The organism is Acidovorax sp. FG60, from assembly GCF_057808995.1.
In genome coordinates, this window is record NZ_JBMDJC010000007.1 from 223,604 (window position 1) to 249,298 (window position 25,695).

25 protein-coding genes and 1 riboswitch are annotated in these 25,695 nt (G+C 65.4%); of the genes, 5 read left to right on the forward strand and 20 right to left on the reverse strand.

Features of this window, described 5'->3' with window-relative positions; genetic code table 11:
* Positions 1–20 precede the first annotated feature (20 nt).
* From cobO to ACODS0_RS12890, 10 genes are all read right to left on the reverse strand, one after another.
* Positions 21–590, reverse strand: coding sequence for a cob(I)yrinic acid a,c-diamide adenosyltransferase (cobO, locus tag ACODS0_RS12845; protein WP_121508745.1), 570 nt, complete (start codon positions 588–590; stop codon positions 21–23).
* A gap of 29 nt (positions 591–619) precedes the next feature.
* Positions 620–4,837: a cobaltochelatase subunit CobN gene (gene cobN, locus ACODS0_RS12850; protein WP_488835354.1), complete on the reverse strand. Its 4,218-nt coding sequence runs from the start codon at positions 4,835–4,837 to the stop codon at positions 620–622.
* Positions 4,834–5,220, reverse strand: a complete 387-nt coding sequence (locus ACODS0_RS12855) for a DUF2149 domain-containing protein (RefSeq protein WP_488835356.1) — start codon at positions 5,218–5,220, stop codon at positions 4,834–4,836. Before ACODS0_RS12855 ends, cobN begins: the two co-directional genes overlap by 4 nt.
* Positions 5,217–5,684 carry a hypothetical protein gene (locus ACODS0_RS12860; protein WP_055395233.1) on the reverse strand — a complete coding sequence of 156 codons (468 nt, stop codon included), beginning with the start codon at positions 5,682–5,684 and terminating at the stop codon, positions 5,217–5,219. Before ACODS0_RS12860 ends, ACODS0_RS12855 begins: the two co-directional genes overlap by 4 nt.
* Positions 5,681–6,499 carry an ABC transporter ATP-binding protein gene (locus ACODS0_RS12865; RefSeq protein ID WP_488835358.1) on the reverse strand — a complete coding sequence of 273 codons (819 nt, stop codon included), beginning with the start codon at positions 6,497–6,499 and terminating at the stop codon, positions 5,681–5,683. The genes ACODS0_RS12860 and ACODS0_RS12865 overlap by 4 nt, the downstream gene beginning before the upstream one ends.
* Positions 6,496–7,530, reverse strand: a complete 1,035-nt coding sequence (locus ACODS0_RS12870) for a FecCD family ABC transporter permease (RefSeq protein ID WP_488835360.1) — start codon at positions 7,528–7,530, stop codon at positions 6,496–6,498. The genes ACODS0_RS12865 and ACODS0_RS12870 overlap by 4 nt, the downstream gene beginning before the upstream one ends.
* A complete protein-coding gene (locus ACODS0_RS12875) occupies positions 7,527–8,429 on the reverse strand; it encodes an ABC transporter substrate-binding protein (protein WP_488835362.1) in 903 nt (300 codons plus the stop codon). The genes ACODS0_RS12870 and ACODS0_RS12875 overlap by 4 nt, the downstream gene beginning before the upstream one ends.
* On the reverse strand, positions 8,429–9,031 hold the full coding sequence (locus tag ACODS0_RS12880; protein ID WP_488835364.1) for a bifunctional adenosylcobinamide kinase/adenosylcobinamide-phosphate guanylyltransferase: 603 nt from the start codon (positions 9,029–9,031) through the stop codon (positions 8,429–8,431). Before ACODS0_RS12880 ends, ACODS0_RS12875 begins: the two co-directional genes overlap by 1 nt.
* Positions 9,028–10,389, reverse strand: a complete 1,362-nt coding sequence (locus ACODS0_RS12885; RefSeq protein WP_488835366.1) for a cobyrinic acid a,c-diamide synthase CobB — start codon at positions 10,387–10,389, stop codon at positions 9,028–9,030. The genes ACODS0_RS12880 and ACODS0_RS12885 overlap by 4 nt, the downstream gene beginning before the upstream one ends.
* Positions 10,390–10,531: 142 nt before the next feature.
* Positions 10,532–12,415, reverse strand: a complete 1,884-nt coding sequence (locus tag ACODS0_RS12890; protein ID WP_488835368.1) for a TonB-dependent receptor domain-containing protein — start codon at positions 12,413–12,415, stop codon at positions 10,532–10,534.
* 81 nt (positions 12,416–12,496) lie between these two features.
* Positions 12,497–12,735, reverse strand: a riboswitch (cobalamin riboswitch).
* A gap of 36 nt (positions 12,736–12,771) precedes the next feature.
* Between ACODS0_RS12890 and ACODS0_RS12895 the strand changes: the two genes are divergently transcribed.
* The 3 genes from ACODS0_RS12895 (at position 12,772) to ACODS0_RS12905 (ending at position 14,586) form a co-directional block, all read left to right on the forward strand.
* Positions 12,772–13,002, forward strand: coding sequence for a hypothetical protein (locus ACODS0_RS12895; RefSeq protein WP_055395219.1), 231 nt, complete (start codon positions 12,772–12,774; stop codon positions 13,000–13,002).
* Positions 12,999–13,370: a cell division protein ZapA gene (locus tag ACODS0_RS12900; RefSeq protein WP_055395217.1), complete on the forward strand. Its 372-nt coding sequence runs from the start codon at positions 12,999–13,001 to the stop codon at positions 13,368–13,370. The genes ACODS0_RS12895 and ACODS0_RS12900 overlap by 4 nt, the downstream gene beginning before the upstream one ends.
* A gap of 400 nt (positions 13,371–13,770) precedes the next feature.
* Positions 13,771–14,586: a sulfite exporter TauE/SafE family protein gene (locus tag ACODS0_RS12905; RefSeq protein WP_055395215.1), complete on the forward strand. Its 816-nt coding sequence runs from the start codon at positions 13,771–13,773 to the stop codon at positions 14,584–14,586.
* Between the two features lie 52 nt (positions 14,587–14,638).
* On the opposite strand, the gene ACODS0_RS12910 is transcribed toward ACODS0_RS12905, so the two are convergent.
* Both ACODS0_RS12910 and ACODS0_RS12915 read right to left on the reverse strand, forming a co-directional pair.
* Positions 14,639–17,083 carry an EAL domain-containing protein gene (locus ACODS0_RS12910; protein ID WP_488835372.1) on the reverse strand — a complete coding sequence of 815 codons (2,445 nt, stop codon included), beginning with the start codon at positions 17,081–17,083 and terminating at the stop codon, positions 14,639–14,641.
* Positions 17,080–18,378 (reverse strand): HD-GYP domain-containing protein, encoded by a 1,299-nt coding sequence (locus ACODS0_RS12915; RefSeq protein ID WP_121506922.1) that lies wholly within the window; start codon positions 18,376–18,378, stop codon positions 17,080–17,082. The genes ACODS0_RS12910 and ACODS0_RS12915 overlap by 4 nt, the downstream gene beginning before the upstream one ends.
* Before the next feature lie 10 nt (positions 18,379–18,388).
* On the opposite strand from ACODS0_RS12915, the gene ACODS0_RS12920 reads away from it, so the two are divergent.
* Positions 18,389–18,520, forward strand: a complete 132-nt coding sequence (locus tag ACODS0_RS12920) for a hypothetical protein (RefSeq protein ID WP_255577649.1) — start codon at positions 18,389–18,391, stop codon at positions 18,518–18,520.
* A 78-nt stretch (positions 18,521–18,598) separates the two neighbouring features.
* On the opposite strand, the gene ACODS0_RS12925 is transcribed toward ACODS0_RS12920, so the two are convergent.
* Entirely contained in the window at positions 18,599–19,357 is a 759-nt protein-coding gene (locus ACODS0_RS12925) for a sulfite exporter TauE/SafE family protein (protein ID WP_488835374.1), read from the reverse strand.
* Between the two features lie 5 nt (positions 19,358–19,362).
* Positions 19,363–20,745, reverse strand: a complete 1,383-nt coding sequence (hemN, locus tag ACODS0_RS12930; RefSeq protein ID WP_055395207.1) for an oxygen-independent coproporphyrinogen III oxidase — start codon at positions 20,743–20,745, stop codon at positions 19,363–19,365.
* Positions 20,746–20,932: 187 nt separating this feature from the next.
* Between hemN and fnr the strand changes: the two genes are divergently transcribed.
* The gene (gene fnr, locus ACODS0_RS12935) at positions 20,933–21,655 is read left to right on the forward strand and encodes a fumarate/nitrate reduction transcriptional regulator Fnr (protein WP_218299410.1); all 723 of its coding nucleotides are present in this window, start codon (positions 20,933–20,935) and stop codon (positions 21,653–21,655) included.
* Between the two features lie 68 nt (positions 21,656–21,723).
* Here fnr and ACODS0_RS12940 read toward each other — a convergent pair whose 3' ends face one another.
* From ACODS0_RS12940 to ccoO, 6 genes are all read right to left on the reverse strand, one after another.
* Complete coding sequence (locus ACODS0_RS12940; protein ID WP_488835377.1) at positions 21,724–22,017, reverse strand: hypothetical protein; 294 nt, start codon at positions 22,015–22,017, stop codon at positions 21,724–21,726.
* Between the two features lie 51 nt (positions 22,018–22,068).
* Positions 22,069–22,350, reverse strand: coding sequence for a FixH family protein (locus ACODS0_RS12945; protein WP_055395201.1), 282 nt, complete (start codon positions 22,348–22,350; stop codon positions 22,069–22,071).
* A gap of 73 nt (positions 22,351–22,423) precedes the next feature.
* On the reverse strand, positions 22,424–23,869 hold the full coding sequence (gene ccoG / locus ACODS0_RS12950) for a cytochrome c oxidase accessory protein CcoG (RefSeq protein ID WP_488835379.1): 1,446 nt from the start codon (positions 23,867–23,869) through the stop codon (positions 22,424–22,426).
* Between the two features lie 86 nt (positions 23,870–23,955).
* Positions 23,956–24,873: a cytochrome-c oxidase, cbb3-type subunit III gene (ccoP, locus tag ACODS0_RS12955; protein WP_055395196.1), complete on the reverse strand. Its 918-nt coding sequence runs from the start codon at positions 24,871–24,873 to the stop codon at positions 23,956–23,958.
* A 24-nt stretch (positions 24,874–24,897) separates the two neighbouring features.
* Positions 24,898–25,035: a cbb3-type cytochrome oxidase subunit 3 gene (locus ACODS0_RS12960; RefSeq protein WP_055395194.1), complete on the reverse strand. Its 138-nt coding sequence runs from the start codon at positions 25,033–25,035 to the stop codon at positions 24,898–24,900.
* A gap of 13 nt (positions 25,036–25,048) precedes the next feature.
* Complete coding sequence (gene ccoO / locus ACODS0_RS12965; protein WP_055395192.1) at positions 25,049–25,681, reverse strand: cytochrome-c oxidase, cbb3-type subunit II; 633 nt, start codon at positions 25,679–25,681, stop codon at positions 25,049–25,051.
* Positions 25,682–25,695: the final 14 nt, after the last annotated feature.

A 25,695-nucleotide genomic window follows, 5' to 3' on the forward strand; every position in this document is an offset into this window, starting at 1 on the left:
GGTCGGACACGGCGGCCTCACTAATCTTCGATGCCGCGCTGCGCGGGAATGCCCGCCTTGAACGCGTGCTTGATCAGCTGCATCTCGGTCACGGTGTCGGCCAGCTCGATGATCTCGGGGGGGCAGCGGCGGCCGGTGAGGCACACGTGCACGTCCTTGGGGCGATCGCGCAGGGTCTGCAACACGCCGTCGAGCGGCAGCCAGCCGTAGATCAGCGGGTAGGTGATCTCATCCAGCACCACCAGAAAATGCTCGCCCGACAGGATGGCGGCGCGCGCCTTTTCCCAGCCGTCGCGCGCGAGCTGGGCCGAGTGCTCCAGGTCCTTGCTCTTCCAGCTGAAGCCGTCGCCCAACCCCTCGATGGGCAGGCCGATCTGCTCGAACATGCGGTGCTCGCCAAAACGCGCGGTGGGCACCTTCATGAACTGGAAGATCTTCACGGCCTTGCCCCGGCCATGGGCGCGCAGCGCGAGGCCAAAGGCGGCCGTGCTTTTGCCCTTGCCGTCGCCGGTGTTGACGATGATAAGGCCCCGGCGTTCGCCCTCGGGTTTTTCGTAGCGTTTTTCGGTCGGCGGGGTTTCGATCTGCATGGTGTCGATTCTTTCAGAGAGGCCGGGCATCACACGCCGGCCGGTTGCAAAGGGGAAGACAACGAGGACGGACGGCGCGCCTGCCACGCGGCGCCCGCCATCGCCACCAGGGCCATGACCAGCAGGGCCACGATGCCGGCCATGCGCTCCACGGGGCTGGGCTCGGTGGCGCTGTCAGAAGGGGTTGGCTCTGGCTGCCGCTCCAGCAACACGCCCATGGTAGGCACGGCGGGCGCGGAGGGTGGTGCTTCTGCCTGGGCGGGCGGCGCGGGCAGGTCAGCGGCGGGGGGCGCAGGCTGTGGCGCTGCCAGGGCTGGCGACTGCGGCGCGGCAATGGCCATGCCAGCAGGCGGGGTCAGCTCTACGGACTCACCACGAGCCGCGTGCTCCACCCAGCGGCGCACGCTGGGCAGCTCGGCAGCCAGCGGCGCGGCACGCGTCAGCTCCCGGTACATCTGCGCCATCTGCTTTTGCGTGTCGGCATCGGCCTGCCAATAGCCCTGGCGCTGCGCCTGCACCAGGCGCTCCAGCGACTGGGCGTAGGCCTGTGGATGTTCTTTGAGCCACTCGGGCAGGCCCAGCTGGTGCTTGTCGCGCACCAGCACGTCATAAAAGCTTTGCCAATGGTCGCTGCGCACCGTGTCGGGCGCCACGGCCTGCCAGCCCCAGGCGAACTGCACGGCCTTGAGCACCTGCAGCGTGCCCGAATAACCCTCGGCCTTCTGCGCCTTGAGCCAGCCCGGGTGCAGGTAGCGCGACTGCATCTCCAGCGCAATGGCGCGCTGTGCAGTTTCGGTGGTGGGCTCGCCCACATCCTGCAGCTGGGCCACATGCAGCTCCAGCCCCTGCGGCCGGCCGGCCACACGGGCTGCGGCCGACAGGCCACCCAGGTACTGGAACGGGTCGTCCGAGCTGACCATGGCGTACAGGTTCGAGCTGCGCGACAGGATGGCTGCGTCGGTGCGGCGCAGGTGCGCTCCCAGCGCCTTCGCCGCCGTGCCGCCCGCAACCCCCGTCACCGGCTCGCCCTCCAGATAGGGCTGGCTCATCCGCTCGAGGAACATCTGGCCCAGGCGCGCATCGTTGGTTTGCAGGCCGTCGCTTTGCACCGCGTCGGACAGGCCGGTGCCGTAGTCGCCCACCGCATTGCCAAACGAGCGCACGCGTGCCAGTTGCTCAGCCTGTGCGCGGGGCACGCCTTGCTTGCGCAGCTCCTGGCCGATCTGCGCGGTGTTGCGCGCGATCACATTGCCGGGCTCGGCCGTGGCGGCCTGGGCCACCGCACGGTCCAGCAAGCCCATCAGCGCGGGGAACTGGTCACGGTACGAACCGGTGATGCTCATGAGCACATCAACGCGCGGGCGCTTGAGCTCTTCGGCGGCAATGGTCTCGACGCGCACCGGGCGGCCCGAGTCATCCCACACCGGGCGCATGCCCAGCGCCACCAGCGCCTGCGCTTCCATGATGCCCTGGTGGCGCAGCGTTTCGCCCGCCCACAGCGACAACGCCAACCGCTGCGGCGCCTGGCCGCCATGGCGCGCCTGGTAGTCCTTGAACCAGTCGTTGAACAGCGTCTGCGCCACGGCATAGGCCTGGCGTGTGGGCAGGCGGCTCGGGTCCAGCCCCGTGAGGTTGCGGCCTGTGGGCAGGCTGTCGGGGTTGCGGATGGGGTCGCCGCCGTAGGCTGCGGGCAGGTAGCGGCCCTCCAGCGCAGCCAGCAAGCCGGGCAGCTCGCCCTCCGTGGCCAGCAGGCGCTCCAGTTCCTGCGCGCGCTGGGCCAGCTGCAGCAGCGCGGGCGTGTCGATGGGTTGGCGCGCTGCGCGGTTGGGCACATGGTCTTCGGCGCGCACCAAGCCGTCCTGTGCGGGCGGCGCATCGGGCAGCGCGGGGCGCAGGTCCAGCACGCTGGCGGCCTGCGCATCGGTCAGCGCCACTTCCAGCCAGCGCGCGGGGCGCGCGGCCAGCACCGCGTCGTGCTTGATCAGGAAGGCTTCGTCGATGTCTTCGCCCAGCGCCTCGATCAGCGGCTTGCGCAGCGCCTGCAGGATGGTCTCGCGCCGCTGCTCGGGCGCGGGCACGCGGCCGAACACGGCCAGGCCCTTGGGCTGCGAGCTTTGCGCGAGCTGGTCCAGGTAGGGATGCAGAATTTCAAGAAAGCCGTGGAAGTCGGCCGTGATGCGCTCGGCGCTCCAGCCCAGGTCGCGGTGCAGCTGGTGCTCTACAAACTGCGCGACCAGCTGCTTTTCGAGCGCGCGGCGCGTGGGGCCTTCGTCCACCGTTTCCCACTCGTGCATCACCTCGTGCATGTGGGCCATGCGCGCCTCGAAACCTGCCGGGGCGAACACGGGCGTGCGGTGGCTCACCAGCACGGCGCGGCCCCGGCGCTTGGCCGTGAGGGCCTCGCCCAGGTTGTCCACGATGTATGGATAGACCACGGGCAGATCGCCCAGGGGCAGCAGCGCGTCGTCGTGCACATCCAGCGCACGCGCCTTGCCACCGGCCCATTCCTGCGTGCCGTGGGTGCCGAAGTGGATCAACGCATCGGCCTCCAGCTGCGCCCACAGGTACACGGCCAGGTAATGGTGCGACAGCGGCGCCTTGCTCTTGTGCATGAACGGGTTCTGGCCCAGGCGCAGTGTTTCCTCGCGCGGGGGTTGGGGCAATACCGAGAGCTTGCCCACCTGCAGGCGCGGGATGGCGAACACCTTTTCGCCCTGCCAATCGACCACGTAGCGGCTCTTTTCGGGCGCGCCCCAGTGCGCGTTCATGCGATCGCGCACGGCCTTGGGCAGCGTGGCCAGGTGCTGCTCATAACGCGCCAGTGGCAGCGCGGCGGCCTGTCCGTTTTGCAGCAGCGCGCGCACATCAGCACCGGGGTAGTAGGCGGCCAGCAGCGGCTTGAGCCCATCGATCCAGCCCTGCTCAGGCACCTGCTGTGTGCGGTAGCCCGCCTGAGCCAGGCCGCCCGACACCTGCTCCAGGCTGCGCGGCACGTTGAGGAATGAGGCGCCGAAGTTGGTGCCACCCGGCGGGTAGTTGTAGACCATGGCCACCAGGCGCTTGTCGGCGGCGGGTTTCGTCTGCAGCGCGATCAGGCGCCGCGCCTTGGCGGCCACGGCCTGGGCCTGGCGCTCGATGAGGCGAAAGTCTTGCCCCTCGGCGCCGTGGGCGGCGACCAGGACCGGATCGATGGCGCCCGCCGCCTCGGGCTGCGCCAGGTAAAACGGCACATCGGACAGCGACAGGCCCGTGTCGCTGGCCTCCCACGCGGCGGCATCGCCCGCGCGGTAGGGCTGCGTGCCCAGCAGGGGCACGCCCCAGCGGGCCAGCAGCGGCTGCAGCGCGGCGGCCTGGGGCACCAGCTGGTGCAGCACCAGGGCAGAGGCATGCAGGCGGCCGGGTCCGGTGCCGCTCTCGGGGGGCAGCTCCAGCACCTCGGCCAGCGTCTGCGCCGTGACCTGCTGGCCAAAGGCCGCGTAGGCGAACAGGCCTTGCTGGCGGAAGGTGTGCAACCAGGCATCGAGCCACTCCGTGCTGCCGTCGATGAAGTGGTGGCGGTGCACCAGCACGGCCACCGCCGGCAGGCCCCGCAGCGCGGGCTGGCCCTGACGCCAGGCCTCCAGCGCGGCGGCATTGGGCAGCAGGCGGGGCGCGTCGGGGTGGTAGATGCCCCGGGGGGGCAGGATGTCGGGCGCGGGCAAAGTCGGCATCGCAACACCCGCCACCGTGGCGCGCGCCAGGGCGATGGCGTTCTTGAGATTGCGCGGGCCGCCCGCTTGCAGGTAAGCCACCATGCGGGCAGGAGCCTCCAGCGCAGACAGGTCCACAGCAGGCGTGCCCGCAGGCACCCAGACCACGCGGCCCGGGGCGCGTGCGGCGCGGGCATCGAGCTGCGCGCCGACCATGCGGCGCAAGCGCGCCTCCACGCTGGCATGCGGTGCATCCACCCACACCATGGCGGCGCCTGCCAGTGCGCGCTCCAGCTTCTGGGCCTGGGCCGCGTCGAGCACCGCCGCGCCGGCCAGCGGGTAATCGATGTGCACAAAGCCCAGACCCGCGTCGGAGGCCAGGCGCTGCACCATGGCCGTGCGCGGGGCGGTGGTGATGTCGGACGTGAGCCAGAGCAGCACCGGCGCTGTTTTATCGGCGCCGCCCGCTGCCAAGGCTTTCTCAGCCTGGACGGCATGCACCAGCGGCGCAGCCAGCAGCAGGCACCACAGTGCCGCGCGCAAGATCAGTGCCTTCATGGCTTGGCGGGTGCCGGCGTGGCGGCGCCACCCGCGCCACCGGCCGAAGCGCCGGCAGGAGCAGCGCCCGTTTCAGGGATGTAGACGATGTTGCCGTCTTCGAGCTTGTAGGCCACGCCCGCACGCACGCCCTGCCCTTGCGCTGCGCTGCCAGCGCCCTTGAAGCGCACTTCCTTACCCTGCTCGCGCACCACCACTTCCATGTTGGGCTGGCCGGGGTTGCGGATGATGGTGACGCTTTCGTTGGCGCTCGTCTGGGTCTGCACGGCCACGGCCGTGAGCAGCGCCACGACCAGCACCAGAAACACGTCCACCAGGTTCACGGCGGACAGCATCGGATCGTCATCGTCCTCTGCCAGCACATTCAGGTGCTTCAAGCTCATTCCCCCACCCCGCGCTCCTTGCGCACCACCAGCAACTCGGCCAGCAGCCAGCGGCGGCGCACCGAATACACCACCAGGCCCACCGACGCGGCGGCCAGCGCCAGCACCACGCCCGCAAAGGCACCGCTGAAAACGGCCAGCGCCTGCTGGCCGTTGCCCGCGGCCACGCTCTGCAGCGCGGGGCCGAGTGGGATCATCGTGGCGATCAGCCCCAGCATGGGCGACAGGCGGCTGAGCAGGCGCACGGGCTCCACCTGGCGCACCAGTTGCAGCTCCAGCTCTTCCATCGACAGGCCCGGCGCCACGCGCAGCGAGCGGTACTGCGGCTGGCGCCAGCGCTGCCAAGCCTCCATCAGTGTGGCGCCACCCGCCCACAGTGCGTAGACAAACGCCAGCCCCACCAGCACCAGTACCGGCCACAGCAACGACTGCGCAACCTGCGAAAAACCCGATTCGATGTTCATGCTTGCACTCCCTTGATTCCTTGATGGTTGTTCTTGCGTTGCAGGGAGGGCAGCGCCATCCACATGCCATCCAGATGCCGCACGTGGATGCGGTGGTCAAACACGCTCTCCAGCGCCGCGTGCGTGGCGGGTGCATCGCAGGCGCCCTGGTGCAGCACGCGGCCCTGTGCCATCACCACCATGTCGTCGGACTGCAGTGCCAGCGACACCTCATGCAGCACGCTGACCACCGTGCCCCCCGCATCGACCAGTGCACGCATGGTGTGCAGCCAGTCCGTCTGGTGCGGCGGGTCGAGGTTGGCCAGGGGTTCGTCCATCAGCAGCACCTGCGCCTGCACGGCCAGGGCGCGGGCCAGCAGCACGCGCTGGCGCTCGCCGCCCGACAGCTGCGACAGCGGGCGGTGGCGCCAGTCCCAGGCCTGGGTGGTGCGCAGCGCCTGCTCGACCGCCGCGTGGTCGGCCGCGCCCGGCGGCGCCAGCCAGGCCTGGTGCGGCAAGCGGCCGAGCATGGCCACGTCATAACTGGTCAGGTCGTCGGCCGAGCCTTCGTTCTGCCCCAGCCAGGCGAGCTGGCGGGCACGTTCGCGCGCGGGGATCTGCGCCAGCGGGCGGCCCAGCAGCAACACTTCGCCCTGCACGGCGGCGCGCGACAGCAGGCCCGCCAGCACCTTGAGCAGGGTGGACTTGCCCGCGCCGTTGGGGCCGACGATGCTGGTCCAGCGCCCGGCAGGCAATTGCAGGTCAATGCCCTGCAATATCGAGCGATTCCCGATGCTGGCGCTTATTCCATTTGCACTGATAGCTATTGATTTCATAGTGCACCCCCTTGCGAGGTGCGCCGGTGCATGAGCCACAGCAGATAGGTGCCGCCCAGCGCCGCCGTGAGAACGCCCACGGGCAGCTCCTGCGGCGCCAGCAGCCAGCGCGCCAGGATGTCGGCCGCCATGAGCAGCACCGCGCCCATCAGGCTGGAGAGCACGATGTGCCGTTCGTGCGTCACGCGCACGATGGAGCGCACCAGGTGCGGCGCGGCCAGCCCCACAAAGGCGATGAGCCCCGTTTGCGCCACCGCCGTGCCCGTGGCCAGCGCCATGGCAGCCACCAGCCCCACACGCATGGGCATGAGCGGCAGGCCCAGGCTGGCGGCCGTGGCCTCGCCTAGCGTGAGGCCATCGAGCGCGCGCGCAAGCATCCAGGCCACCAGCGAGCACAGGGCCCACACGGCTGCCATCAGCACGCAGGCCATCCAGCCCACAAAGGCGGTGCTGCCCAGCGTGAAGGCTTGCATGGCCTGAAGGATGTCGGGCGAGGCCAGCTCCACGAGGTCACGCAGCGCACCCAGCACCACGCCCACAATCACCCCCGCCAGCAACAAGCGCAGCGTGTGCTGCACGCCCTTGGCGAGCAGCAGCGTGAGCACCACCGCCCCCGCCGCGCCCAAAAATGCCATGCCCGTGATGCCGATGCGGGCCATCCACTGCGCCGCCACCGGCGACACACCGAACAGCGCCATGGCCACCGCCCCGCCCAGCGCTGCGCCCGAGGCGCTGCCCAGCAGGTACGGGTCGGCCAGCGGGTTGCGGAACAGGCCCTGCGCCACCGCGCCCGACAGGCCCAGCAGCGCACCCGCCAGCCACGCGCCCAACGTGCGCGGCAAGCGGATGTCCCACACGATCTGCCAGGCCACGGAGTCGCCGTACATGCGCAGCACGCTGTCAAAACCCGTGCTGCCCACGCTGGCGCCACACAGGGCCAGCAAGACGCTGGCCAGCAGCAGCCAGGCGGCACACCACACAGCGCGGCGGCTGGCAGAACCGGTGGGCAAGTCCATGGGAACGTGGGTCATGGGGCCTTGTCCACCAGGCAGCGCGCCATGATGCGGGCCGCCTCGGCCATGCGGGGGCCAGGCCGCACCACCACATCCGAATCACCCGGACCGAACACGCACAGCCGGTTCTCGCGGATGGCGCGCATGGTCGCCCAGCCGGGGTACGGCACCATGGCCTGCATGCTGCGGTTGCCGATCATGATGATGTCGGGGTTGGCGCGCACCACGAACTCGGGGTTCAGGCGCGGAAACGGGCCCAGCGATGCGGGCACCACATTGCGCACCCCCAGCCGGGTGAGGGATTCGCCGATGAACGAGGCCTCACCCGCCGCATAGGGCCCCCGGCTCACCTCGAAGTACACGCGCGCATTTTTGGCTTTGGGCGGCAGGGACTGTGCCGCCGCCAACACACCCGCATCGATCATGCGCCAGAGGCGGTCAGAGCCCTGCGCGCGGGGCACGCCCAGCAGATCGCTGACAGTGCCCAGCACGCGGTGCACGTCGGCATGGGTCTTGGGCTCCAGTTGCACCACCGTGAGGCCCAGCGCCTCCAGCCGGTCACTGGCGCGCGAGCTGACGGACATCAGCACCACATCGGGCTTGAGTGCCACGACGGCCTCGATGCTTGGGTCCAGCCCGCCCCCCACCTTGGGCAGCTTGGCAATCACGGCCTCCGGCCAGTTGGAGTAGCGGTCCACACCCACCAACCGGTGGCATTGCTCCAGTTCGCACACGCTTTCGGTCAGCGAGGGCAACAGGCTGACGATGCGCTGGGGGGGGCGGGGCAGCGAGACCTCGCGGCCCCGGTCGTCCCGGATGTGCACCGGCTGCGCACGCGCGAGGCCGGCCATCAGCAGGCCCAGCAGCACCAGGATGGCGATGACCCACAGGATGCGGCGCACGGGGGTTGGTTTCATCAGCGAGATTCTTTCAAGGTAAGCGGCAGGCCAGCCGCCATGAGCGTCACGCGGGGGCACACCTGCGCCACCTGCTGGTTGAGCGTGCCGAGTGCATCCACAAAAGCGCGCACCTCGCGCCCCATCGGGATAACCCCCAGGCCAATTTCGTTGCCCACCAGAACAACGGGGCCAGGGGATTTCCGAACCGCTATCAAAAACATAGCTACTTGCGCTTTCCAATCAAGCGCTAGAGCCTGTTTTTGGTCAAAACTCATAGCTTCCACACCCACGGGCATGGTCCAGCGGGTGAGCCACAGCGTGAGGCAGTCCACCACCAGCAGGGTTTGTGGGGTGCTGTGCAACCCCACGGCAGCGGCCACGTCGTGCGGCTCTTCCACGGTTTGCAGGCCAGGCACCCGTTCGGCGCGGTCACGTTGGTGGCGGGCGATGCGCTCGCGCATCTCCTCGTCCCAGGCCTGCCCGGTGGCGATCAGCACGGCGCGGTGGTCGGCGGACTGGGCCAGCCAGTCGCGTGCCAGCAGCTCAGCGCGGCGGGATTTGCCGCTTTTCTGACCGCCCAGGATGAGTTCGGTAGTGATGGGGTGCGACGCGGATGTCATGATTTGCTCTGGCCGCCCAGCAGATGCGCAACCGCCTCGGGGCTCGAAGGGAACCACGCATGGAAGTAGCTCGCGTGGATGCTGCCCTGCTCGTACAGCGCCTCGCCCGCATCCGGCGCAACCGCCTCGTTCGGGCCAGCCGTGCGGGCCACCACGAGGGCGCTGCTGTCGCTGGTCGAATAGTGGAAGGTGTGGCCGCGCAACGTGTGTCCTGCCACGGTCAGTTGCTGCGGCCCCAGCGCTGCCAGGCGCTTTTGCATGGTGACGTGACCGAGCAGCAGGCCCCACAAAGTGGCCGTGCTGCCATCGGCCAGGGTGATGGATTCAAACAGCGCCATCATGCCGCCGCACTCGGCCCACAGGGGTTTGCCCGCGGCCACATGGGCGCGCAGGCTGGCTTGCATCCCGGTGTTGGCCGCGATCTTCGCGGTGTGCAGCTCGGGGTAACCGCCGGGCAGCCACACCGCGTCGCAATCGGGCAGCACCGCATCGTGCAAGGGCGAGAAGAACACCACGCGCGCGCCCGTCTGCTCCAGGCATTGCACGTTGGCAGCGTAGATGAAGCAGAACGCCGCATCACGCCCCACGGCCACCGTACGGCCTGCGAGCAAAGCAGGCACGGCAACCGTGGATGCAGGCGCCGGAAAGTCCACGGCCCAGCGCTGCAGGTCCTCCAGCGTCATCTGGCCCAGCGGCGTAGCAGCCAGCGCATCGGCCGCTGCGTCCAGCCGCTGCAGGCTGTCGTCCAGCTCGTGCGCGGCCACCAGGCCCAGGTGGCGCTCGGGCAGCAGCGCCGCACCGGCCTTGGCGGCTAAAGGCGCATTGCCTGGCTGCACCCGCATCAGCGCGCCCATCCAGTCGTCGGCATCTTGCAAGCCGTCACGCAACATGTCGGCATGGCGCGCGCTGCCTACGCGGTTGGCCAGCACCCCCGCCCAGGGCAGGCCCGGCCGGTAGTGGCGCAGGCCATAGGCCAGCGCGCCAAACGTGCCCGCCATGGCCGAGGCATCGACCACCGCCAGCACCGGCACACCAAAGTGCCGGGCCAGGTCGGCCGCGCTGGGGCTGCCGTCAAACAGGCCCATCACGCCTTCGATAAGGATCAGGTCCGACTCGACGGCGGCGTCGCGCAGTCGCTGCGCGCAGTCGGCCTCACCGTTCATCCACAAATCGAGCTGGTGCACCGGCGCCCCGCTGGCCAGCAGGTGCCAGTGCGGGTCCAGAAAATCCGGCCCGCACTTGAAAACCCGCACGCGCCGCCCCTGGCGTGTGTGCAGGCGCGCCAGGGCGGCGGTGACGGTGGTCTTGCCCTGTCCCGAGGCCGGGGCTGCAATCAGCAGCGCGGGACAGCGTGTCACACCCCACCCCCAGTGCGGTACTCACCCAGCGGCCGACGAAACTGGCGCGCCCCAAGCCAGTGCCACCGTGGAACTGGCTCCGCCAGGCCACGGGTGGCGTCCCCCCTCCGGGGGGAAGGCGCGCAGCGACTCAGGGGGGGCTTCATTGAGGTGCCCACTTCACACCGGCGTAGACCGTGCGGCCTGCGGTGGCATAGGTGCGGGCCAGCTGGTAGTCCTTGTCGGCCAGGTTGTCGATGCGGGCCAGCAGCGTGTAGTCGCGCGCAATGCGGGTACTGGCGTACAGGTTGACCAGCGTGTAGCCACCCAGCACATTGGTGTTGGCCACGGTGTCGAAGCGGCGGCCGGATGCCTGCACCTCCGCGCCCACGGTCCACCCCGCCAGGCGGGTGTCGGCGCCGAAGGTGGCGTGCTGCTTGGCACGGCGCGCCAGCTGCTTGCCGGTGTCCAGGTCACGCGGGCGCTGCAGGTCGATGGAGCCGTGCAGCTGCACATCGCCCAGGCGGTGCGATCCCGCAAACGTCACGCCCTTGTATTCGGCCCGGGCCGTGTTGGCGTAGCAGCCGAAGTCCGACAGGCAGGTGCCGGGGCCAGAGAACGAAATCAGGTTGCTCACACGGTTGCGAAACAGCGTGGCCGAGAACGTGCTGTTGCCCTGGGCGTAGCGCAGCGCCACTTCGGCATTGCGGCTGCTTTCGGGGCGCAGCGTGGCCACGCCGTATTCGCTGAAGCGGTGGTACAGCGTGGGCGCACGGAAGGCCGTGCCCACCGACGCCGTAGCGCGCCACTGCGGGGTGATGGCGTAGCCGTAGGCCACGCTGCCAGTGCTCTTGCCACCGAATTCGCTGTCCGAGTCGTGGCGCAGATTAAGCTGCACGGTGTGGCCTGCCGCGTTGTAGCCGTAGCCCAGGGCCAGCGCGTCTTGCGAGCGCTTGGCATCGATGGGGGCGTTTTCGAGACGGTCTTCGCGGCGCTCCAGCGCGGCCGTGACCAAGTGCGCGCCCTGGCGCCATTCGTTCTGGAAGTAGTAGCCACGCAGGCGCGTGTCGCTCAGGTAGGGCGAGGGGCGGGTTTCGTATTCATCGCGCGAGTCGGTGATGGACAAGCGCGTCTTGTAAGCGCTGCTCCACTGGGCAATCCAGTTGAGGCCCAGGGCGTGCATGGTGTGCAGGTTGCGGTCGTCCTTGCCCAGCCCGCTGTCGTAGCCACTGTTGGAGTCATTGACCATGAGCGTTCCCTCCAGCCGGTGCGCCGCATCGACCTGCAGGCCCACTCGGGCATGGCCTGCCGTGGTGCGGTAGCCGTCGCGGTCAGGGTTCTGGGTGGCCACCGTGCGGGCGTTGAAGCCCTTGCTGTCATCGCGCGCAAAGCCCAGCGCGTAGTCCACGGTGCCGCTGGCCCCGCTGATTCCGGCCTCCACCTTGGTGGTGTTGTGGTTGCCAATGCCCACGCCCACATACGGCGCCGTGCCGTTCTCGCCGCGCTTGGTGAAAATCTGCACCACGCCGCCCATGGCATCCGATCCGTATACGGCGCCTGCGGGGCCGCGCAGCACTTCGATGCGATCGATGAGGCCGAGCGGAATGCTCTCCCACGGCGCCCCCCCGGTGGACTGCGAATCGATGCGCACCCCGTCGATGTACACCGCTGTGAAGCGCGATTCAGCACCGCGCAGGAATACACCCGTGGTGGCACCCGGGCCGCCATTGCGCGAGAACTCCACACCCGGCAGACGGGCCAGCAGGTCGGCCAGGCCAGTGGCGCCGCTGCTTTCGATGGTTTCGCGGTCCACGATGGAGATGTCGGCCACCAGGTCGGACAGCGGCTGCGGCGTGCGCGTGGCGGCCACCACGGTTTCGGCGAGCGAGGGCGCGCGCAGGTTCTGGGCCAGCAGTTCGCCGGTTGCCGGGGCACTCTGGGCCAGCGCACTGCAGGCGCTGCCAACCGCCAGGGTCAACAGGGCCACACGGTGGGCAGGCAGGCGCAGCAGCGCCAAAGGGCGCGCACGAAGGGTACGGATTTTCATGGGGATCATCGTCAACAAACAACCCGGGCCGGCCTCCCGCCAGCATGTGGGTGATACAGCCGCGCAGCTCCAAAAAGGGCGCACGCAGCCACCGTGTTGGCCGGTATCCGGGCTGGCGGAACACCCCCCCAATGCCTTCCCATGCGCTTGTTCAAGGCGCTCAGTGGCGTATGGATGGAGAGAGAGTCGAAAGACTCGTCCGCTGACCGTTGCGGGGGCAGCGCAGGCTGGGCGTGTACCGGTGGTACTGCGCCTCCCTGCTTCCCGTTGAACTGCGGCATGTGAACCACACCGCGAGCACCAACCGCGCGATTTTACGGCTGTTTACAGCCTGCAACCCTACAATCGGGGGCTGTATGGCAACACCGTCCCCCACCGACCAGATCGCCGAGCGCGTCGACCGCCTGCTGCTGCGCCACGCAGAACTGCAACGCACCAACGCGCTGCTGACCGATCAGGTGGCCGCGCTGACGCAAGAACGGGACTCCCTCAAATCCCGCCTCAGTGCCGCCCGCGCCCGCGTGGATGCACTGCTGGAGCGCCTGCCCGCCGCAGCCCCCGCCGCTGTCACCAAGGAAGCCGAATGAAGCAAATCGAGGTGCAGATCCTGCAGCAAAGCTACCTGCTGACCTGCCCCGAGGGCCACGAAAGCCGCCTGCTGGATGCTGTGGAGCGTGTCGATACCGCGATGATCCGCATCCGCGATGCGGGCAAGGTCCGCGCCCGCGAACGCATTGCGGTGCTGGCGGCCTTGAACCTGGCTTTCGAAATCGCCGACCGCGAGGCTGCCGACCTGGCAGCAGGTGCCGCCGCCAAAACGGCCAGCACCACCATCGCAACCGCTGCCAGCACGGGTACGCAGGAAACCCTCCTACCCGACGAAGACCAGCAGCGCCTTCATGCCCTGGTGCAGCGCCTGGATCAGGCATTGGGCGACGACGGCCGCCTTCTTTGACAGCCCCCCCAGCACAGCGCCAAGCCTAACGGATTGCCCCCGATCTGCACCCCTCAAGGCTTACGGGCTTTACATGGCCCCAGACACTCAACCCGTGCAGGCAGCGCCTACAATGGCGGTGTCTGCGAAGCCGCCGGGCTTTATATTTCCTTGAACCAATGCTCAACGAGCTCGGGCTTGGTACATTGCCCGGTGAGCGTGATCATCTCGCGTCAGATGAACCCAACGCTTGGCTGCCCTCGCCCACCTGAACCCCCGGTTCAGGATGAGAGTCCGGTGGCATTCGCAGACACCTTCTTCCCCATGCCCCTGTCCACGCAACCCCACGCTGCAGCATCTCCGACAGGGCATCTCCCCGCCTTCCCTCTCCTCTTTCCACCCCTTTGTCTGACGTCGCGCCATGCTCGATCCCCTGCTGATTGTTGAACTCGGTGTCCTGGGCCTGGCCACAGGTTTTCTGGCGGGCCTACTGGGCATTGGCGGCGGGATGCTGCTGGTCCCGTTCCTGACCTACATCCTGGGCGCGCAAAAGGTCGCACCCGATCTGGCGGTGAAGATGGCGATTGCGACCTCGATGGCCACCATCATGTTCACGTCGATCTCCAGTGTGCGGGCCCACCACCAGCGCGGCGCCGTGCGCTGGGACATCGTCAAGCGGCTGGCGCCTGGCATCGTGCTCGGTGGTTTCATTGCGAGCCTGGGCGTGTTTGCGCTGCTCAAGGGTTCGTTCCTAGCCATCTTCTTCGCGTTGTTCGTGAGTTTTTCGGCCACGCAGATGTTTCTGGACAAAAAACCCGCCCCCACGCGCCAGATGCCCGGTGGTGCAGGCCAGGTGGCGGCAGGTGGTGTGATCGGATTCCTTTCAGGCCTGGTGGGGGCCGGTGGTGGCTTTGTGAGCGTGCCGTTCATGACCTGGTGCAACGTGCCCATCCACAATGCGGTAGCCACCAGTGCGGCGCTGGGTTTTCCCATCGCACTGGCCAACGTGGTGGGCTATGTGATCGGAGGGCAGAACGTGGAGGGATTGCCAACCGCCTCGCTGGGCTACATCTGGCTCCCCGCCCTGGCCGTGATAGCGACCTGCAGCGTGCTCACCGCGCCACTGGGAGCCAAAGCAGCACACAGCCTGCCAGTCAAGCAGCTCAAGCGTGTATTCGCATCGCTGTTGTTCGGGCTGGCGGCGTACATGCTCTGGAAGGGCATCGCGGCGTTTTAAGCGTCTCTGGACCGACCTCCATGCTACCGGGGGGCCCTAGCACCAGGTTGCCTTAGTTCTGGACCGAACTGCGCCGCCCCCGCGCATTCAAAGGCAAGGGCCTGGCAAGCATGGCGCGAAACTCCTGGGCAGGAAGCCCTGGCGCGCAGAGAAATCCCTGGTAGTGGTCGCACTGCATCTGCAGCAACACCGCCTGCTGGGTTTCTGTTTCCACCCCCTCTGCCACCACCTCAATGTGCATGGCACGCCCCATGCTGATGATGGCACTCACGATGGCCCGGTCTCCATCATCGTCGGGCAGGCCACGCACAAAGGACTGGTCGATCTTGAGCTTGTGGATCGGCAGCTTCTTCAGGTACGCCAGGCTGGAATACCCGGTGCCGAAATCGTCGATGGCGAGCCCGATGCCAAGCCCGGCGAGCACACGCAGGCGCTGCTCCATTTCCTGTGCATCCTGCAGCAGGATGGTTTCCGTCAGCTCCAGCTCCAGCAGCGTGGGCGGCAACTGGTGCACCGCCAGTAGCCGGGTGATGCGGTCCACGAAATCAGGCTGCCGGAACTCCAGCGCCGACACGTTCACCGAAATCATGATCGGCATGCCACTGTGCATCCACACCGCCGCCTCACGCACGGCCTGCTCCATGACCCACGCGCCCAGCGTCACGATGTAGCCAGACTCCTCCGCCAGGGGGATGAACTGCCCAGGTGATACTGCACCGAACTCCGGGTCGGTCCAGCGGATCAGCGCTTCGGCCCCCGTGATGCGCCCGGTGGCCATGTTGACCTGTGGTTGGTAGTGCACTGCCATGCGGTCAAGCCCCAGCGCCTGGCGCATCGCATGCTCCATCTGCATGCGCGACAGCAGATTGGCATTCATCTGCGGCTGGTAAAAGCCATAGCTACCCCGGCCGCGCTCTTTGACACGGTACATGGCCGTGTCAGCCTGCTTGATGAGATCGTCCAGCGTCGCACCGTCCTGTGGGTACAGCGCCATGCCGATGCTGCACTGGATGGAGAAGCCCATGCTGTCAAGCATGAAGGGCTTGAGCATGTCGTCCAGGATGCGGCGCGCCACGCTCTCAGCCACCACGGCATCACCGCCATGCAGGTAGATGACAAATTCATCGCCACCCAGTCGACACAACATGTCCGTCTGGCGCAGGCAGGCCTGCAGGCGCTCGGCCACCAGTTGCAGCACGCGGTCACCGAAAGGGTGGCCGAGGGAGTCATTGATGATCTTGAAGCGGTCGAGATCCAGAAACAGGATGGCAAAGCCCGTGTCGCTCTGGCGCGCCCCCTGGATGGCAGTGTCCACACGCTGCGACAACAGCAGACGGTTGGGCAGGCCCGTGAGTACGTCGCTGTAGGCCAGCTCCTCAATGCGCTTCTGGGCGGCGTGCTGCAGCGTCAGATCCCGCATGAAGCCTATGCTCTGCACCAGACGCTCTTCGTCGTCGCGCAGCGCCACCCATGACAACTGCACTGCGCAATAGGTGCCGTTGTCACGGGGCAGCCACAGCTCGCCTTCCCAGAAACCCTCCTTGGCCCACCCCTGCAGCACCTGCTCCATGAAAGCCGCGTCCGACCCACCACCGAACAACGACGCCGCCAGGCATCCTTCAAACGATTTAGCAGACGGCCCCACCAGCCGCTCGCAGCCTGGGTTCATGCGCAAGACCCTGTGCTGGCTGTCGGCGATGAAGATGGCGTCCAGGCTGGACTCGAACACCCGTGCGGCCAGTCTCAGGCTGGCCTGTATCTCGGTCTGGCGGGTGATGTCCCGGTACGAATAAACCCGCCCCACTGGCCGCCCCTGGCTGAACTGCGGCACGGTGCGCAACTCCAGCACCAAGCCATTTCGCAACACCAGAATGTCGGTGCTCTCCTGCATCGGTTCTCGGGCGATGGCAGCCAAACGCTCCGCGTAGGCACGTGCGTCCTCAACCTGGGCCTCCATGTGCGCATAGACAGCCGCATCGTCGCGCCGCACCAGCAAATCGCGCGGAATATTCCACAGTTGCGCAAGCCGCTGATTGAAAGCCCGCACCCGGCCATCGAGGCTGCACACGAGCATGCCGTCAGCGGCAGAATCCAGCGTGGCGCGCAGCTCAGACAGCAAAGTTTCCAGCTCGCGCTCGGTCGATTCCTGGACACTGCGATCCAGCATGGTCAGCATGAAGACCGTGCCAGAAGCGACCTCTGCAGGAACGCGCGTCACCTGACGATTGACCGGAACCAAGGTGCCGTCAGCGCGCAAAAGGCTGGTGTGGGAATGAATGCCATCTGCAACCACCTGGGCCGACTCCCCCCAGAACGCCATGTCCTGCGGTGTGGAGGCCAGACGCAACACGGGCGTACCCACCATCTCGGCTACAGGCAAGCCCACCAGCCGCTGCGCGGCGGCATTCGCGTGAAGGATGAGCAGACTGGTCTCATCGACCAGCCAGACGGCCTCCTGTAAACCGTCGAGCCAGCCGTGGGACTGCGAAACGGTCACGACCCTGCCTCTTCGGGACCGGGGCTGACCGCACGCTCGAAAAAGTAACAGATACGCTGCCGCGGAGAGAGGTAGTCCAGCGCATCGCGCGGCAGTTGCGCAGGCTTGAGGCTGCGCCGGATACCCAGCTCGGGCACAGTTTCCAGGTCCAGAATAGGAGCCTCATCCTTGGGCACCCGGGAGTCATGGACGATGACCTTGGGCCGCAGCGGGCGCGAAGAGTTGACCGAGGCAACAATCGCATAGCGGTCGTTCACCAGCTGGACGATGGAGCCTGGCGGGTACACCCCCATCATGCGGATGAACGCCCCGAGCACCACGGAATCGAAGCGCGCCTTGAGCTGTGCAAAGATGACCGACAAAGCCTCGTGGGGTGTGAGCGCATCCACTCCATTGGCGGGATTGCACATGCGATCGTAGCGATTGACGAGGGCGAGCACCTGGCTCGCGCGCCCCAGATCGGACCCCGACAACCGCAGTGGAAACCCACTGCCATCGGCCATCTCATGGTGCCGAGCAACGGCGGTAATCACAGGTTCGGGCAGCCCCATGCGCGTGGCCAGTGTCACGGACTCAGCCACATGGGTCTCGTAACGCGTACGCTCCATCGGAATCATGGAGGGCGTAGGTTGCCTGAGATTCGGCGGCAGCTTGAGCTTGCCCAGATCATGAATCAGCGCGGCAATGCCAAGGTCGTGCAGCTCGGCACTTTTCATGCCCAACGCACGGCCCAGCAGCAAAGAGATCACCATCACGTTGATCGGGTGCAGGGCATTGCGCTCGCCCACCCCTTCCGACAACAGCCGGATGACAGAATCACCGTTTTCCAGGAGTTCGGCCACGCAACCTGACACCAGCGTTTCGCCTTTGGTACGGGCCTGGTCGGGGTGCTCCGAGACAACACGCTCCAGCGCCTGGTATTGCCGCGTGGCCTCCCCAAACCGCTGATTGCAGGCCGCCAGCGTCCGGTTCTGGGCCTCCAGCAATTCACGCCTGCGCTGCGCCTCTGGGTCCACCGTGGCTGTAGCTGTCGCAGCCTCAGGTGCACTCGAAGACGATGCCTTCATTTCCGGCACGCTCCAGGCTGCAGGCACGAGTTCCCTCAGTTCTGGATCGCTCTTTTTGGGAAAGTACCGCACCTCGGTGAGCCCCAGCTCACGCAAGGTGGCAATCTGCTCTGCCGCCGCCACACGAAAGCTGCTCACCGGGAACGGATGGTGCAACCAACCCACGTCGAGCTGGATGTACATGCCGACACGCAGTTGGCTGATGTCGATGAGGATGGAGGAGTTCACTTCAAGGCGTGTGAAACATGGCGACGTCAATGCCACCAATAGTTACACAGATTATCGCCAGATCGAGGGTCTTGTCGAAGGAGTGCGCCTGCGCCGCAGCGGCATGGCAACACTTGCCTTTCTCACCAAGGGCAAGCGTTGATCACCCTTGTATAGACATGGATTTACGAGGCCTCGCGAACCCCGTCGCACCGCAGCTTGCGAATGGGGGAACTGCTGGCTAGCGGCACCACAACGACGGTTTGTAGACCAGGTCCATCCAGAGTGCCCAGCTGGCCACTGCGCACAGCAAACCTCCTGCGATGCGCGTTCCCCAGTCCGCACGTTTTGCATTGACCCCTGCTTTCAGCCGAATCCACACCAAGGGCCCGCCCACCAGCCACACACCACTGCCCAGGCCAAAAAGCGCCATGCTGAGCGCCCCTTCCAGAGGCCCTCCGCTCAGCGCAGCCACGAGCAGCGCGGAATAGAGCAGGCCACAGGGCATCAAGGCCCAAAGCCCACCAGCAACCAGAACCCCGCCTGGTGCACTGACCAGAGGCCGCACACGCGCCCATACGGTACGGCCCGCCTGCTCTACCCACTGGGGTTGGCGCGCCTGGATCACCATCATCAAACCCCACGCCATCACCGCAACATGCATCAGGGTCCACGCAGGGCGAAGTGCCACGGTCTGCTGGGTCACCCATGCCAGGCTGTCCATGGCCCATGCAGCCAAGCCACCCGCCATAGCGTACCCGGCCAAGCGGCCAGCATGAAAAGCGACGGCGCGCTGAATGACACCGCCACGGGGCACCCACTGCACTGTCTGCACCGTCAGGGGAGTTGCCTGTGGCTGCGCATCGCCACCGGCTGTGGACGCCATGCCCCCACCGCCCTGCCCGATCAATGCCCCACAAGGCGCAGAACACATGGCCAAACAATGGGACCCGCCAACGAGCCCCATCAGCAAGGCGGTTGAGGCGACCGTAGCAATCATGAGGATCAGATGATGCGCGAAAAACGGGCGCGGTTGCGGTCAGCCTGCAGGTAACGGTCAAAGACCATGGCAATGCCACGCACAAAGAACCAGCCCATGGCAGTGACCTCGACCCCATCGGGCCGCACCACCACAAGCCCCTGCTCGGCCATGGTTTCCAGTTGCGCCAGCTCCGCAGAGAAGTAGTGGCGAAAGTCGATCAACCACGCTTGCTCCATGGGCTCAAACAACAGCTCGCCTTGGCACATCAAGGCCATGATGACGGCGCGGCGCACAAGATCGTCGCGCGTCAGGGCCAACCCACGAACGACGGGCAGGCGCCCCTGATTCAGAAAATCGTAATACTCATCCAGGGTCTTGGCATTTTGGCTGTAGGTGGCTCCGACCCGGCCAATCGCAGACACCCCCAGGCCGATCAGGTCGCAATCAGGTTGCGTACTGTAGCCCTGGAAGTTGCGGTGCAGACGCCCCTGGCGCTTGGCGACTGCCAATGCATCCTCAGGCAATGCAAAGTGGTCCATGCCCACATACACGTACCCAGCATCCATAAAGGCGTCCAGCGAACGGGAGAGCATCGACACCTTGCCTGCAGCAGCTGGCAACTCGGCCGAAACAATACGGCGCTGAGGCTTGAAACGTTCTGGCAGATGGGCATACGCGTACAACGCGATACGGTCAGGCCGCAGCTGCGTAACCTGGGCCAGCGTGCGGTCAAACGACTCTGGCGTCTGCCGAGGCAGGCCGTAGATCAAATCCACATTGATGGATTCAAAACCCAGCGAACGTGCGGACTCCACCAGCGAAAACACCTGCTCGGCAGGCTGTATGCGGTGAACGGCCTTTTGAACCTCGGGATCGAAATCCTGCACCCCAAAGCTCAGTCGGTTGAACCCCAGTTCCGCCAGCACTGCAAGGCGGTCCGCATTGACGGTGCGAGGGTCCACCTCAATCGAATACTCCCCGCCCGGCGCCAACGAAAAGCTGCGTTTGAGCATGCCCATCAGCTCCCGCAAGCCCTCGTCCGATAGAAAAGTGGGCGTGCCACCACCCAGGTGAAGCTGACTCACCACCTGCCCCGTGCCGCAGTGTGCTGTGTGCAAGTCAATCTCGCGGCTCAAATACCGCAAATACACCTCTGCACGATCATGGTGTTTGGTGATGATCTTGTTGCATGCGCAGTAGTAACAAAGGGACTCGCAAAAGGGGATGTGCACGTACAAAGACAGCGGCAAGGCCTTCGTCATGGAGCCCAGTCTGCGCTGCTCCAAGGCAAGCGCGTAGTCGTCCTGCCCAAAGGCCTCGACGAAACGGTCAGCTGTTGGGTAAGAGGTATAACGGGGCCCTGGCACGTCGAAACGGCGCAGCAGCTCGGGCGAAACAGCGGTCATGGGCAAATTCCTTGCGTACACTTCGACTGTGCCGTAAGCTGCACTCCATGTCCTTGACCTGCATCAAGTGATGGGCCGGGACGAACAGCGACAATTTGATGCACATCAGTCGCCCACCCGCACCCAAAGGCCCAGCCTGTTAGGCATATGGGGCGATATGCTCAAACCTTACCCAGCCTCTGTTCCTATGAACCCGCTCACCATCAAAGTCGCCTGCTCCAACTGCAACCTGCGCGAGCTGTGCATGCCGGTGGGGCTGAGCGAGGAACAGCTGCAACGCATTGACGAGGTCGTTGCCGTTCGCCGCAAGATCAAACGCGGTGGAACCCTTTTCCGCAACGGCGAATCCTTCACCTCGCTCTATGCCATTCGAACCGGCTTCTTCAAAACATGTGTAGCCACCGAAGACGGGCGTGACCAGGTCACGGGTTTTCAGATGGCAGGCGAGATCATCGGCCTTGATGGCATCGTGAATGACCACCACACCTGCGATGCGGTGGCCCTGGAAGACGCGGAAGTCTGCGTCATGCCCTTTGACCGCATCGAAGAACTGTCCCGCGAAGTCACCGCCTTGCAGCACCATGTGCACAAGATCATGAGCCGCGAGATTGTCCGTGAGCATGGCGTGATGCTGCTCCTGGGCAGCATGCGCGCTGAGGAGCGCCTGGCCGCGTTCCTGCTCAATCTGGTTCAGCGCCTGCACGCCCGGGGGTTCTCGCAGTCCGAGCTCGTGCTGCGCATGACCCGCGAAGAGATCGGTAGCTACCTGGGCCTCAAGCTCGAAACCGTGAGCCGCACCTTCTCCAAGTTCGTGGAAGAAGGCATTGTCGAGGTCAAGCAGCGCCATGTGCGCATCCTGGAGACCGAGGCCCTCAAGCGCATCGTGAACAACCAGCAAGCCTGCCACTGAACCTGCTGTCGTCTGCCATCCTGGCAGTCCTCACCACATTGACCTTTGCCAATAGGTGGCACTACCGCTCAAGGGCACGATGATGTCTTGCGGCAGTCATCGGGACGCTCGCCTTCGGGAACCGGGCAACGGTTAAGTTCAAACGGTGACATGGCCAGCAGCGTGGTCAACGCGCTGGATGCCATCGTGATTATCCAGAACGCAAAAAAGGCCAGCGTGTACACGCCCTGCCGTGACAATGCCAACGGCTGCCCAAACCAGTGCAGGTCTTGCGGATCCACCATCGCAAAAACCAGCATTTCCATCACACCGGCCATCAAAAAGGCCGGCCAGGCAATCCACATCACGCGTTGCATCCACATTGGTTTGTCTCCTGGTAAGGCCGTGCAGGCATGCTGCCCGGCCAGGTGGGTTCAGCGCGGCTGGTCCTGGACCGGGGTGGCCGCGTGGTTGCGGCCCTTCATGGCTGGCAACAGGCTTTTTTCTGGGGTGGCCAGTGTCTTGTTGATCTCGATGCCCTGGCGGTAATAATCTTCCGCGACCACAGGGTCGGGGCGCGATATCGCGAGCCACAGGGTCACAAACCCTGCAATGATCACGATCACGGGACCGGCGATGATCAGCCACACATGGCCAAACCTCCACCAGGGTGCAGCGGCAGAAGGGGCAGTGCCGAGGGCGGAACTGGATGGCATGGTGCTTACTCCTCAAAAATTATCTTGCTCAAAGCAAGACCCGCGAAGGTCTTGCACCGGGTCGCTCGCTGCGTTATCGCGGCACCAGAAACACGGATTTCTCGCTCACATGGGCGTCCGCGCCCAAGGCCTGCACATCGAACTGCACGGCATGTGATCCCGAAGGGGCTGATCCATACGGTATCTGCAGACGGACGGCCACCCACCGGGACTCCGCCGCACCGATGTCCACCTCGGCATCAGAAGCGACTTCCAGCCCTTCAAGGCCACGCACACTGATGCGATAGCGCTGGGGGCCTTCAGTGGCGTTCATGATCTGCAGGCGGTAGATGTTCTCCAGCTTTCCACCTGCCACGATGCGCGACAGCGCCGCCCGATCACGGACCACATCCACCTTCAAAGGCGTGCGTGTGACAAGGCTGGCCATCATGCCTACGCACAGGGCCACCAGAACCGCGCTGTATATCAGCACTCGTGGCCGCAGCACACGGCGCAGGATCTGCGACTGACTCCACCGTTTGGCCACGCCGTTCTGCGTAGAAAACCGGATGAGCCCGCGCGGATACTGCATCTTGTCCATCACGGTATTGCAGGCGTCCACGCACAGGCCACAGCCGATGCATTCGTACTGCAAGCCCTTGCGAATGTCGATGCCCACAGGGCACACCTGCACACACAGCGAGCAGTCAATGCAATCGCCCAACCCCTGGGCTTTGTAGTCGATGTTCTTCTTGCGCGGCCCACGCTGCTCACCGCGTTCTGGGTCGTAGGTAACGATCAGCGTGTCCTTGTCGAACATGGCGCTCTGAAAGCGCGCATAGGGACACATGTATTTGCACACCTGTTCGCGCATATAGCCGGCATTGCCATAGGTGGCAAAGCCATAAAACAGTACCCAGAAAATCTGCCAGCCACCCTGCACCGCCAGCAGCTCTGCCCCGAGTTCGCGGATGGGCACGAAATAACCCACGAACGTGAACCCCGTCCACAACGCCACGACAATCCAGATGACCTGCTTGAAAAACTTCTTGCGAACCTTCTCGAAGGTCCAGGGCCCATTGTCCAGCCGAAGCCGTGCACTGCGATCACCTTCGATCTTGTGCTCGATCCACATGAACATTTCGGTGTAGACCGTTTGCGGGCACGCAAATCCACACCAAAGCCGCCCCGCCACCGCCGTAAACAGGAACAGCGACAACGCCGAGATAATGAGCAGGCCCGTGAGATAGATGAAATCCTGGGGGTACAGAACCAGGCCGAAGATGTAGAACCGCCGAGCCCCCAGGTCAAACAGCACCATCTGGCGCTGCCCCCATTCAAACCACGGCAGCCCGTAGAAAACGATCTGCGTGAGAAACACCATACCCCAGCGCCAACGCGCGAAGAGGCCACTGATGGAACGCGGGTAGATCTTCTTTTGCGCTTCGTACAGGGAAACAATCTCGCCCTGCGATGAGGCATCGGACGCAACCGGCGCTATCGGGATGACCTTGCGAGCAGGCTCGCTGGGTGGGTTCATGATGGTATCGGTCCGTTTGCTTCGTGGTTCTCAGTTTGCGCTGCCCCCTGGAGCTGTGCCTGGGCACTGCTCCAAGTGGCCAAGGCTCAGCGTGCAGCGGCCTGGGTGCCGTTCGACAAGCCCCAGACATAGGCCGACAGCACACCGATCTGCGCTTCTGTCAGCTTGTCCGCCTGGGCGGGCATCTGGTTAACCTTGCCGTTGTTGACCATGGCAGTGATGGCCGCCTCGCCCCAGCCATGCAGCCAGATGTCGTCGGTCAGGTTGGGGGCACCCAGTGCCTGATTACCCTTGCCGTCCATTCCGTGGCAGGCTGCACACGCCGTGAACTTGGACTTGCCCAACGAAGCACGCAGCGAGTCATGCGGGCTGCCCGAAAGACTCAGCACATAGTGCGAGAGATTGCGCACATCTTCGGGGGAGCCCACTGCGGCAGCCATGGGAGGCATGTTGCCGATACGGCCCTTCTCGATGGTTTCACGGATCTTCTCGGGTGCACCGCCATGCAACCAATCGCCATCAGCCAGATTGGGGAAACCCTTGCTACCCCGGGCGTCCGAGCCATGGCACTGCGCGCAGTTGTTCATGAACAGGCGCTCGCCAATGGCCTGGGCCTGAGGATCCTTGGCAATGTCTTCAGGCTTCATCGAGGCAAACCGGGCATACAGCGGCTCCAGCTCGGCCTTGGCCTTGGCCATCTCAGCCTCGTATTCACCCTTCTGTGTCCAGTTGAGCTTGCCGGAAAAGCTGCCCAGGCCTGGATAGGCGGCCAGGTAGCCCAGGCCGAAGATGATGGTGATGACAAACAGCCACACCCACCAGCGTGGCAGGGGGTTGTTCATCTCGACCAGGTCTTCGTCCCAGACGTGGCCGGTAGTGTTGTCGGACGTGGCCATCACCTTCTTGCGGCCTGCCATCCAAAGCAGAATGCCGCAGGCGATGATGCCGACCAGGGTCAGCGTGGTCACAAAGACCGACCAGAAATTGCTGGTGAAGTCACTCATGGGGTGTTCTCGTTCTGGTGAAGGTCAATCTTGCTCGAAAGGCAGCTGGGCGGCCTCGTCGAACCGGGCCTTGTTGCGGCCTCGGTAGGCCCAGACCCAGATGCCAATGAAACAGGCCATTGAAGCCAGCGTGGCCACAATGCGCATGGTGGTGATGTCCATGGGGATATCTCCTTTACTTGAGCGCGCGGCCCATGACTTGCAGGTACGCAATCAGCGCTTCCATCTCCGTCTTGCCCTTGACATCAGCGGCAGACGCAGCGATCTGTTCGTCGGTGTACGGCACACCCACAGTGCGCAGGGCCTTCATGCGCGGCGCCACGCTGGCGGGGTCCACGGCGTTCTTCTCCAGCCAGGGGTAGGCAGGCATGTTCGATTCGGGCACCACATCACGCGGGTTGTTCAGGTGGATGCGGTGCCATTCGTCGCTGTACTTGCCTCCCACGCGGTGCAGGTCGGGGCCTGTGCGCTTGCTGCCCCACTGGAAGGGGTGGTCGTACACAAACTCACCCGCCACCGAATAGTGCCCATAGCGCAGGGTTTCAGCGCGGAAGGGGCGGATCATCTGCGAGTGGCAGTTGTAGCAACCTTCACGGATGTAGACGTCGCGGCCCACCAGTTGCATGGCGTTGTAAGGCTCCACGCCCTTGACCGCCTCGGTTGTGGACTTCTGGAAGAACAGTGGCACGATCTCTACCAGGCCGCCGATGGCGATGACCAGGAGGATCAGCACGATCATCAGGAAGTTGTTGGTTTCCACCTTTTCATGGGAGAAGCCGGTCGAATTCGATGGGTTGTTGTTAGACATGAGTTATCTCCTTC